Source organism: Mesorhizobium sp. Root552, from assembly GCF_001427285.1.
Classification (GTDB): domain Bacteria; phylum Pseudomonadota; class Alphaproteobacteria; order Rhizobiales; family Rhizobiaceae; genus Mesorhizobium.
In genome coordinates this window covers 1-10,146 of record NZ_LMFV01000037.1, presented here as the reverse complement: position 1 = coordinate 10,146, position 10,146 = coordinate 1, and the positions used below count along the sequence as shown (strand labels likewise).

Annotated in this window: 11 protein-coding genes; 10 read left to right on the top strand and 1 reads right to left on the bottom strand. The window is 64.6% G+C overall.

Features of this window, described 5'->3' with window-relative positions; genetic code table 11:
• On the bottom strand, positions 1-164 hold a 164-nt coding region (locus ASD50_RS24115; protein ID WP_200952421.1), incomplete at its 3' end, for an urease subunit gamma.
• 51 nt (positions 165-215) lie between these two features.
• Here ASD50_RS24115 and ASD50_RS14645 point away from each other — a divergent pair.
• The 10 genes from ASD50_RS14645 to ASD50_RS14600 form a co-directional block, all read left to right on the top strand.
• Positions 216-1,808 (top strand): ABC transporter substrate-binding protein, encoded by a 1,593-nt coding sequence (locus tag ASD50_RS14645; protein WP_056242678.1) that lies wholly within the window; start codon positions 216-218, stop codon positions 1,806-1,808.
• 63 nt (positions 1,809-1,871) lie between these two features.
• Positions 1,872-2,828 carry an ABC transporter permease gene (locus ASD50_RS14640; protein WP_056242675.1) on the top strand — a complete coding sequence of 319 codons (957 nt, stop codon included), beginning with the start codon at positions 1,872-1,874 and terminating at the stop codon, positions 2,826-2,828.
• Positions 2,829-2,839: 11 nt separating this feature from the next.
• The gene (locus tag ASD50_RS14635; RefSeq protein ID WP_056242674.1) at positions 2,840-3,730 is read left to right on the top strand and encodes an ABC transporter permease; all 891 of its coding nucleotides are present in this window, start codon (positions 2,840-2,842) and stop codon (positions 3,728-3,730) included.
• A gap of 31 nt (positions 3,731-3,761) precedes the next feature.
• Positions 3,762-4,865, top strand: a complete 1,104-nt coding sequence (locus ASD50_RS14630; protein ID WP_056242671.1) for an ABC transporter ATP-binding protein — start codon at positions 3,762-3,764, stop codon at positions 4,863-4,865.
• Positions 4,866-4,870: 5 nt separating this feature from the next.
• Positions 4,871-5,926 carry an ABC transporter ATP-binding protein gene (locus ASD50_RS14625; protein WP_056242682.1) on the top strand — a complete coding sequence of 352 codons (1,056 nt, stop codon included), beginning with the start codon at positions 4,871-4,873 and terminating at the stop codon, positions 5,924-5,926.
• A 150-nt stretch (positions 5,927-6,076) separates the two neighbouring features.
• Positions 6,077-7,024, top strand: a complete 948-nt coding sequence (locus ASD50_RS14620; RefSeq protein ID WP_056242681.1) for an acetamidase/formamidase family protein — start codon at positions 6,077-6,079, stop codon at positions 7,022-7,024.
• A complete protein-coding gene (locus ASD50_RS14615; protein ID WP_056242670.1) occupies positions 7,021-8,694 on the top strand; it encodes an asparaginase domain-containing protein in 1,674 nt (557 codons plus the stop codon). The genes ASD50_RS14620 and ASD50_RS14615 overlap by 4 nt, the downstream gene beginning before the upstream one ends.
• A gap of 10 nt (positions 8,695-8,704) precedes the next feature.
• Positions 8,705-9,154 (top strand): urease accessory protein UreE, encoded by a 450-nt coding sequence (ureE, locus tag ASD50_RS14610; protein WP_056242669.1) that lies wholly within the window; start codon positions 8,705-8,707, stop codon positions 9,152-9,154.
• Positions 9,147-9,824, top strand: coding sequence for an urease accessory protein UreF (locus ASD50_RS14605; RefSeq protein ID WP_056242668.1), 678 nt, complete (start codon positions 9,147-9,149; stop codon positions 9,822-9,824). The genes ureE and ASD50_RS14605 overlap by 8 nt, the downstream gene beginning before the upstream one ends.
• Before the next feature lie 15 nt (positions 9,825-9,839).
• The coding region (locus ASD50_RS14600) for an urease subunit gamma (protein WP_200952420.1) at positions 9,840-10,146 on the top strand (307 nt) is incomplete at its 3' end.

Sequence of the window (10,146 nt, the reverse complement as noted above, 5' to 3'; positions counted from 1 at the left end):
GGCGCCATGACCTTGGTGCCTTCGGCAAACAGGCACTCGATGTAGATCATCGGCACCATGTCCGCGACGCCCGGCTCCACATCATCGGTTGTCAGCAAGCGACCGCCCAGATCGCGGAACCGGCTAAGGGTCGTCCCGCGGCACTGTTGGCACAGGCCTTGCACTGATGACGGGCGGGCGCCGCGCCGGGCGCACTGGCTCGTAGGAGAAAATAGATGAGATCAACGAATATGCGGAATGCGATCACAGCGGCGACCGTCGCCCTTGTGGGCTTTGGCCTGGCCGTTCCTGCGACTGCGGCGGAAACGGTGCTGCGCGTCGCCATGACCGCTGCCGATATTCCCGACTATACGGGCGCGCCGGACCAGGGATACGAGGGCTATCGTTTCGCCGGCTATACGCTCTACGACGCGCTGGCCCTCTGGGATCTGTCCAGCTCCGACAAGGCTGCCGATATCGTCCCAGGTCTTGCGACCGAATGGAACATCGATCCCGACGACAATACGCGGTGGATCTACAAGCTCCGCCAGGGCGTCACCTATCATGATGGCTGCCAGTGGAACGCCGACAGCGCGATCTGGAACTTCGAGCGCGTCATGAAGAGCGACGCGCCACATTTCAATCCTCGCCATGTCGGCCAGATGGGCACCTATACCGCGCAGATTGCCAGTGTGGAGAAGATGGACGACTATACGATCGCCATCAAGACGAAGCAGCCGAGCTCGCTGTTTCCCTATGAAATGGCCATGTATTACATGATCTCCAATTGCGCGGTGGAAGCGGCCGGCAACGACTATGCCGCCTATTCGGCCAAGCCTTCCGGCACGGGTCCCTACAAGTTCTCCAGCGTCGTGCCGCATGAGCGGCTCGAGCTCGTGAAGAACGAGACGTACTGGAACCCGGACCGCATTCCGAAGCATGACAAGCTCGTGCTCCTGCCGATGCCGGAAGCCTCGACCCGTGCCGCCGCACTCCTGTCGGGCCAGGTCGACTTTGTCGAGGCGCCGTCGCCCGACACCATCCCGCGCCTGCAGAGCGCCGGCATGAAGATCGTTACGGTGCCCTATCCGCACAACTGGGACTATATGTTCAACATGTCGAAGCCTCCCTTCGACAATTTGGCGGTGCGGCAGGCCGCCAATTACGCGATCAACCGGCAGGACATGGTGGACATGCTGCAGGGGGTGGCTATCCCGGCATATCAGACGCTGATCGACAGCCAGCCCTGGTACGGAAACCCGGTCAAATATGAATACGACCCCGACAAGGCCCGCGCCCTTCTGGAGGAGGCAGGCTGTATGCCCTGTGTCATCAAGGTGGGGATCTCGACCTCCGGATCCGGGCAGATGCAACCCCTGCCGATGAACGAACTGGTCAAGGAACAGCTGGACGCCGCCGGGTTCCAGGTCGTGCTGGAGCCAATGGACTGGAACGCCCTCATCGGTGTGTTCCTCGCCGGTGCCGGACAGTACGACTACAATGCCATCAACTTTTCCATGGCCCCCATCGACGCCGTGCAGGGCGTCCTGAAGAAGTGGATGACGCGAAACGCCCCGCCGAACTGCTGCAACTGGGGCTTCTACTCAAACCCGAAGGTCGATGCGCTTGGCGATCAGGCAATTGCCGAGTTCGACAAGACGAAGCGCGACGCGCTGCTGACGCAGATGAACGAGGCGGTCGTGGCCGATGCGTCCGAGCTCTACATAGTGCACGACCTCAACCCGCGCGCGCTCTCGCCGAAGCTCGAAGGCTTCGTGCAGGCACAGAGCTGGTTCCAGGACCTGACCCCCATTGTCGTGAACCCCTGACGTTGCAGCCGGCCGCCCATGGCGGCCGGTCTACCGCTGAATTCATCGACTGGAGAAATTGAGATGTGGCTCTATGCGCTCAGGCGTCTGCTCCTCACCTTGCCCATCCTGTTCGGCGTCACGGTGATCTGCTTCGCCCTCGTGCAGATCGCGCCCGGCGACCCGATCCAGAACCTTTTGTCGCCGACGGCGAGCCAGGCCGATGCCGACAGGCTGCGGGCGGCCTACGGGCTGGATCAACCTCTGCCTATTCAGTATTTCATCTGGATCGGCAGGGTGTTGACCGGCGAGTTCGGCATGTCGATCGCAAATAATTCGCCGGTCGCCGGAGAGGTCTTTCGCGCCTTCGGGAACACGATTGTCATCGCCCTGATCTCCGTGGCGCTCGCCTTCGTGCTCTCCATGATCCTCGGCGTGGTCGCCGCCTACCGCTCCGGCAGCCTTATCGACAAGGTCATTACGGCAATCGCGGTGTTCGGCATCAGCGTTCCGCCCTTCTGGCTCGGCGTCGTCCTGGTCATCTTCTTCGCCGTCAACATGTTCTGGCTGCCGGCGACCGGCATGGGCGCCAGCGGCTCCGAAAGCTTCAGCTATTTCGACTGGAACGACCTCAAATTCGCGATCATGCCGATCATCGCGCTGACGCTGCCGCCGCTCGGCATCATGACCCGAACGACCCGCGCCGCGGTCTCCGAAATCCTGAGCCAGGACTTCATCCAGACGTTGCGCGCCAAAGGGCTCAGCGAGATGTCGATCATGCTGCACGCCGTGCGCAACGTCATGCCCGCCGCCGTGGCGATGTTCGGTCTGCAGCTCGGCTATCTGATCGGCGGTTCGGTCCTGGTCGAGACGGTGTTCACCTGGCCCGGCACCGGCTTTCTGCTGAACAAGGCCATCCTGACCCGCGACATCCCGCTGCTGCAGGGCACCATCCTTGTGCTGGCGACCGCTTTCGTCCTGATCAACCTGCTTGTCGACCTCATCCAGTCGATCATCGACCCCCGCATCAAGCGAAGCTGAGGAAGAGATCCATGTCCGATATTTCCGCACCCGCCCTGTTTCCCGCCGCCGCGCCGGTCCATGTCCGGGGGTACTGGGCCAGCGTCTGGAACAGGTTGCGCTACGACTATGTGACACTCTTCTGTCTGGCCGTCATCATCCTCATCGTTCTGTCGGCCGTCTTCGCGCCGATGCTCGCGCCGATGGATCCGGACAGGTCCAGCATGGCCAACCGCCTGCGCGCGATCGGCGACAGGGGCTATATCCTGGGAACCGACGAGCAGGGCAGGGACATGCTGAGCCGTCTGCTCTATGGCGGCCGGGTCTCGCTGGCCATGGGCATCCTGCCCGTGATGTTCGCCACGGTCATCGGCGGGATGTTCGGCGTCATTGCCGGCTTTTTCGGCGGCAAGGTGAACATGCTGATCATGCGCACCATGGACGTCTTCTTCGCCTTTCCCTCCGTTCTTCTGGCGGTCGCCATCTCCGGCAGTCTCGGCGGCGGCTTCACCAACCAGCTGATCACGCTGACGGTCGTTCTCGTCCCTCCGCTCTGTCGGGTGGCCGAAACCGCCACGTCGCAGATCCGCAGCATGGATTTCGTCGATGCCGGACGCGCGTCCGGGGCCTCGTCCATCTCGATCATCGTCCATCACGTGCTGATCAACGTCATGTCGCCGGTGCTGGTCTATGCCTCCACGCTCGTTTCCGTGTCGATCATCCTCGCATCCGGCCTGTCTTTTCTGGGGCTCGGCGTGTCGCCGCCAACGGCGGACTGGGGGCTGATGCTGTCGACCCTGCGCCAGTCCATCTATGTGCAGCCGCTCGTCAGCGCCATTCCCGGCATCGCCATCCTCATCACGTCCATCGCCTTCAACCTGGTGAGCGACGGTCTTCGTCAGGCCATGGACGTCAAGGGGTGAGCCCGGAACTCCTCAAGCCAAGGAGCTGAACATGACCGATCATCTCGAGACCGCCGCCGAACCGACCGCCGATCCGCGCGACCGCGGCGGCCCGGCCCAGCCCATGCTGATCGTCGACAAGATCAGGAAGTATTTCCCCATCAAGGCCGGCCTGCTCAACCGCACCGTGGCGCAGGTCAAAGCCGTGGACGATATCTCCTTCTATGTCCTCAAGGGCGAGACGCTCGGCGTCGTCGGTGAAAGCGGCTGCGGCAAGTCCACGCTCGCCCGCCTGCTGATGCATCTCGTCGAGAAGGACGAGGGCACGATGATCCTGGACGGCGACCCGGTGGGCGAGGTGCGGGGCGTCGGCCTCGACGCGCTGCGCCGGTCGATGCAGATGGTCTTCCAGGACAGCTATTCCTCGCTCAATCCGCGTCTTCCGATCGAGCAGTCCATTGCCTACGGGCCGAAGGTCCAGGGCGCAACGCGCAGGAGGGCACGTGAACAGGCCCGCGATCTTCTCCAGCGGGTCGGCCTCAAGCCGCAACTCTTCAGCCAGCGCTACCCGCACGAACTGTCCGGCGGGCAGAAGCAGCGTGTCAACATCGCCCGCGCGCTGGCGCTCGATCCGCGCCTGCTGATCCTGGACGAGGCGGTCTCGGCGCTCGACAAATCCGTCGAAGCCCAGGTGCTAAACCTTCTCGGCGATCTCAAGCAGCAGTTGAACCTGACCTACATCTTCATCTCGCACGATCTGCATGTGGTGCGCTACATCTCGGATCGCGTCCTCGTCATGTATCTCGGGCAGGTGGTCGAGATCGGGCCTGTGGATGCCATCTACGAGGATCCGAAACATCCCTATACGCAGGCGCTGCTCGAATGTCGCCTTAGCATGGATCCGGCGGAGCGCGTCGAAACGGCCCCCCTGTCCGGCGATCCACCCAATCCGGTCAATCCGCCGTCCGGCTGCCGGTTTCACACGCGCTGCCCCTTTGCCGAGGACGTCTGCACCGCGACCGCGCCGCGGCTCGGCAATGTGCTCGACTTCGATTCTCGCCAGCACCTGGCCGCCTGCCACATGGTTCATGCCGGTTCCGGCCACAGCCGCGCGCCGCGGTCGGTCGCAGCGCCTTCTCCAGGAGATGTGCAGTGAACGAGATGCCACGCCCCATCCCGTCCCAGGCCGAACGCTATGCCGGCGAAGGCGAAGCCTTTGTGAAGGTCGAGGACCTGAAGGTCCGGTTCGTCAGCCGCGACGCCACCGTTCGCGCCGTCAACGGCGTTTCCTTCGAGCTTGCGCGCGGCGAGGTCCTCTGCGTCATCGGCGAATCCGGCTCCGGCAAGTCGGTCATGATGCGCTCTCTGCTGCGCCTGCACCCGCCCAAGCGCACGGTGATCGAGGGCCGGATGCTGGTCGGCGGCCACGATATCGGCGCCGTCGACGAGCGCACCATGTCCAGCCTGCGCGGCTCGACGATTTCCATGATCTTCCAGGAGCCGATGACGGCGCTGGATCCGCTCTACACGATCGGCGACCAGATCGCCGAAACCGTGATGCGGCATGAAAAGCTGGGGCGAAAGGCGGCATGGGCGCGCGCTCTGGAACTGCTGGAACTGGTCCGGGTGCCGTCGGCGGAGCGTCGGCTCAAAGCTTATCCGCACGAGCTGTCCGGCGGATTGCGCCAGCGCGCGATGATCGCGGTCGCGCTCTCCTGCCGGCCGGGCCTTCTCTTGGCCGACGAGCCGACGACGGCGCTCGACGCCTCGGTACAGATCCAGGTGCTGGTGTTGCTGCGCAAGCTCCAGCGCGACATGGGCATGTCGATGATTTTCGTGACGCATGACCTCGGCGTCGCTGCCCAGGTCGCCGACAAGGTGGCCGTCATGTACGCCGGGCGGATCATCGAACATGGCGCTGCCCGCGATGTCCTTGTCCATCCGCAGCATCCCTATACCCGCGCCATGCTCTCCTCCACCATCAAGGATCGGCACAAAGCGGGACCGCTGGGAGCGATCGGCGGCAGCCCGCCCGACCTGCGGGCGTTGCCCGAGGGCTGCAGCTTCGCGCCCCGCTGTCCTTATGCAGGACCCGAATGTCTGCCCGCCATGCCCGCGCCGGTCGTTGGTGCGGACGGCCATACGGCGCGCTGCGTGCGGACGGAGGTGGTGGACGGCGTTCTGGAATTCCGACCTGGAACGGCCCTTCCGGCCTGAAAAACCTCTAGGCGCCGCCCGAAGGGTCAGGCGGCGAAGCGTATCCATAAACTTCGCATATCAACTATTGAAATATTGACTATATTCCGTCTCGAACGGATAGTGCCTTTCGTCAGACGCTCACCGAAGCAACACCTCAAGGAGGCCGGTTTGGTCCAGCATCACCTCGCACCGAGCGTCGATACCTGCCACTGGGGCTATTTCGACGCCGTTCAGAAACCGGCCCTGACCATCGCCAGCGGCGATATCGTCACGATCGACACCGTGACCGGCAACCGCAAGGTCCTGCCCGACCGCGAGCGGTTCCATATTCCGCCGGCACTGGAGCCGATCCTCGACACGCTGCCGGAGTTCGGCCCGCATATTCTGACCGGGCCGATCTATGTCGAGGGTGCGCGACCGGGCTCCGTGCTCGAGGTGCGCATCCATGAGGTGAGCCTGCTGCAGGACTGGGGCTTCAACCTGATCCTGCCGCTGCTCGGCACCTTGCCGCACGATTATGACGCGCCGGTTCATGTCAACATACCGCTCGACCTGGACGGCAACGTCGCCTCCTTGCCCTGGGGGCTGGAACTGCCCCTTTCGCCCTTCTTCGGCGTCATGGGACTGGCGCCGCCCAAGGGCTGGGGCCGGGTCAGCTCGGTCGCGCCTCAAGCCTTCGGCGGCAATCTCGACAACAAGGAATTGGTCGCCGGCACCACGCTCTACCTGCCCGTTTTCGAGGAGGGCGGCCTGTTCTCCTGTGGTGACGGGCACGGGTGCCAGGGGGATGGAGAGGTCTGCGTCACGGCCATCGAGACCGCGCTTCGCGGCACCTTCGAGTTCATCGTCCGCGACGACCTCAAGCTCACCTGGCCGCGGGCAGAGACGCCGACCCATGAGATCACCATGGGCATGGATCCGGATCTGGACCAGTGCGCCGTCGCCGCGCTGCGCCATATGATCGCGCTTTTGGGCGAGCGCTCCGGTCTCTCCCATGCCGAGGCCTACATGCTGTGCAGCCTGGCCGGCGACCTTCGCATCACCCAGACCGTCAACGGCTCCAAAGGCGTGCACATGATGCTCGCCAAAGTTCTGTTCCAGAGGCACCATTCATGAGCAGACTCCGCATCGCCCACATGGCCGGCCCCACGGCGACCATCCAGAACACGCCGCCGCTCGTCACCTCGAACAAGGCGCGTGCGAAGAAGGGGCTGCCGTCGCGGCCCGGCGGCGCGTTCGACGCCCTGAGAGCCCAGAAGCTCGCCGCGCCGGTCAAGGTCTATGTCGAGCAGTTCTCGGCCCATCCGCTCGAAGCCGATGCCGAGGAACTCTACGGTCCGCCGGATGGCTATCTGTCCCCCGACGGGCGGTTCAGCCCGACACGGCAGGCCGGGACCGATACACCCGTCTACGAGATCGAGCTGCATCCGGACGATGGTCTCTATCCTCTGCCCTACATGGCCGTCCAGGCGGACGGTTCTGCCTGGGAGGAGGAGGCGACGCAGCCGGGCAGCCCGCAGTCCCGGCAAGGTTTCTATCCCGACGGGTCGCGCAGCTTCGAGGAGATCGACCGGTTTTCGATCGGTGCGGACGGCACGGTCAACCTGATCGGCGAGCGGGCGGATGTGGAGTTTTACCGTGTCGCGCCGCCCGGCGGGTTCTGCAAGGGGCTTTCTGCGGCCCGGCGCGCCGATGTCGGCGATGGCGACACGGAGCCGGAGGTCATGGGCCAAACCTTCTTCGCCTACAAACCCTATCACCTGGCCAAGTCGCCACCGCGGCCGATGCTCGCCAAGATCACCAATGACGTGCAGGCCATCCTGTCTTCGGGCCGCTATGACGGCGCCATCTGGACGCAGGGCTCGCCGCAGGTCGAGGAGACGGCGTACTGGTTCAACCTGTTGATCGACACCGACTTGCCGATTGCCTGCAACGCCGCACAACGTCCCCAGGGGCAGATCAGCAATGACGGTCCGGCCAATATCGTCGACTCGGTCACCTATATCGAGTCGGGCATCTGGAAGAGCGACAGCGGCAAGAACAGGTGCGGGACGGTGGTCATCCAGGAACAGCAGTTCTTCGCGGCCCGCGAGGTGGCGAAGGTGGATGCGCGGCCCGGCGGCTATGTGGCGACAGGCGGGCATGGCGGCATTCTCGGCCAGGTCACGCATATGGGCATTCCCCACCTGACCTATGTCCCGGCCTACAAGCATACATCCGGCTCGGACGTGAACATCACCCGTCTCCCCGGCGCCGTCAAAGCGGTCCGCAGCGGATCCGGCGGCGTGGAAACATTCGACATGCCGGTAAAGGATGGGGAGGGCCTGCTTCTGGCCGATGCCATCCCGTCGGTCTCCATCGTCAAGGATGGCGGCTATGCCGCCGAGGCTTTCGGCGACGATCCGGCCCATGAAGGCGATCTCGCCTTCCTCATCGAACACAAGCTTGCCATGGGCCGGCTGGCCGGCTTCGTCGTCGAGGGGCTGGTGCCCTATGGCATGGGCACGTCGGAACTCCGTATGGCCATGCTGCGCCGCGCCAGCCTTTGCGGCCTGCCGGTCGTGCGGGTCGGCCGCGGCTATCCGGAAGGATTTGCCGATCCGGCGCCCTTCTCCATCGCGGGGCGAAATCTGACGTCCACCAAGGCCCGCCTGCTGCTGATGGCCTGCCTGATGAAATTCGGCAGCCTGCCGCCGGCGGCCGACCCGGATCAACCGACGCCGGACGAGCTGGAAGCGCTGCAGGCCGCGCTTGCCGTCTATCAGTCCGTGTTCGGCACGCATTAGGAGGAGGACGATGCTGCGGCTTCACGGTATTCTGGGCGCTGTCGACGATCCCGGCTTCGCGACTGCGATCCACAACCTCGAACATGCCGGCGGCATCGAGGTGCTTTACGTCCCGCCGAGCGACGCGGCGCGCAAGCGGTTTCGGTTGTCGACCGATCGCGGCACGGATTGTGCGGTCAGTCTCGACCGCGACGAGCATCTGATCGACGGCGCCATCCTCTTCATCGACGACCGGCGCGCCGTCATCGCCCGGTTCGGCGAACAACAGGTCTGGCGCCTGCGTTCGGCTTCTGCCGAAGCGGCGCTCATGCTCGGATGGAACGCCGGCAACCTGCACTGGCGCGTCCGCTTCGAAGGCGGCGACCTCGCAGTGCTGCTCGACGCGCCCTTGCCGGCTTACCGGGCCCGCATCCAGCCGCTCCTGGCCTCGGGCGAGGTAACGGAGGTGGCGGATGTTTGACGCCTCGGACACACTGGCGATGCTGCACTATGGAGACAGCGCCTATCCGGCCGGCGGCTTCGCCTTTTCCTGGGGTGTCGAGGGGCTTGCGGCGGATGGCTACCTTGCGGGGGCTGAGGACCTCGATCGCTTCGTCGCGGAACAGCTGCATCGGCGCTGGGCGATCATGGACCGGATCCTGCTGCTGCGCGCTTACCTTGCGGATGATCTCGATGCCGTCGCTTCCGTCGATCGGTTGGCGGACGCCTCCACGCCCTCGGCCCAGATGCGAGAGGGGTCGCGCCGCGCGGGCAAGTCGATGCTGGGTGTCTCCGGCCGCCTGGGTGGCCCGCTCAGCACGGCCTATCGCGCGCGGCTGGGATCCGATCCGCGCCTCGGTCATCTTCCGGTCGCTCAGGCGCTTTCCTATCGCGATGCCGGTCTTGGCCGGCATGCGGCGCAGCTTGTTTCCGGTTGGACGCTCGTGACAGGCCTGCTGAGCGCGGCGGTGCGGCTTGGTCTCGTCGGCTTCATCGACGCCCAGCACGCGCAGTCGGCGGCACGCGCCGATCTGACGCGGTTGCTGGCCGTGGAGCCCGATCCACAACAGCCGCCGGCGAGCTTCACGCCATTGATCGACATTGCCGTGACGCGCGGTCCTGCACGCCATATCCGCATGTTTTCCACCTGACGGGAGACGACCGCCATGATGAATCTTTCGCCCACCGAGATGGATCGCCTGACAATCTTCACCGCCGCCGAGCTGGCGCGCCGCCACCGGGCGCTCGGCATTCGCCTGAGCCACCCGGAGGCGGTGGCACTGATCACCGACGAGGTTCTGACGGCGGCCCGGCGGGACATGCCCTATGCCGAGATCCGCGATCTGGGCGGTCGCTTGCTGACAACCGATGATGTGGAGCCGGGCGTCGCGGACATGGTGCCGATGATCTACATCGAGTGCCTGTTTGCCGAAGTGGTGCCGATGATCTACATCGAGTGCCTGTTTGCCGAAG

Coding starts and splice junctions, on each gene's coding strand:
- ASD50_RS14625 (WP_056242682.1), top strand. CDS start 4,871: ATGCCACGCCCCATCCCGTCCCAGGCCGAACGCTATGCCGGCGAAGGC.
- ASD50_RS14605 (WP_056242668.1), top strand. CDS start 9,147: ATGTTTGACGCCTCGGACACACTGGCGATGCTGCACTATGGAGACAGC.
- ASD50_RS14635 (WP_056242674.1), top strand. CDS start 2,840: ATGTCCGATATTTCCGCACCCGCCCTGTTTCCCGCCGCCGCGCCGGTC.
- ureE (WP_056242669.1), top strand. CDS start 8,705: ATGCTGCGGCTTCACGGTATTCTGGGCGCTGTCGACGATCCCGGCTTC.
- ASD50_RS14640 (WP_056242675.1), top strand. CDS start 1,872: ATGTGGCTCTATGCGCTCAGGCGTCTGCTCCTCACCTTGCCCATCCTG.
- ASD50_RS14615 (WP_056242670.1), top strand. CDS start 7,021: ATGAGCAGACTCCGCATCGCCCACATGGCCGGCCCCACGGCGACCATC.
- ASD50_RS14630 (WP_056242671.1), top strand. CDS start 3,762: ATGACCGATCATCTCGAGACCGCCGCCGAACCGACCGCCGATCCGCGC.
- ASD50_RS14645 (WP_056242678.1), top strand. CDS start 216: ATGAGATCAACGAATATGCGGAATGCGATCACAGCGGCGACCGTCGCC.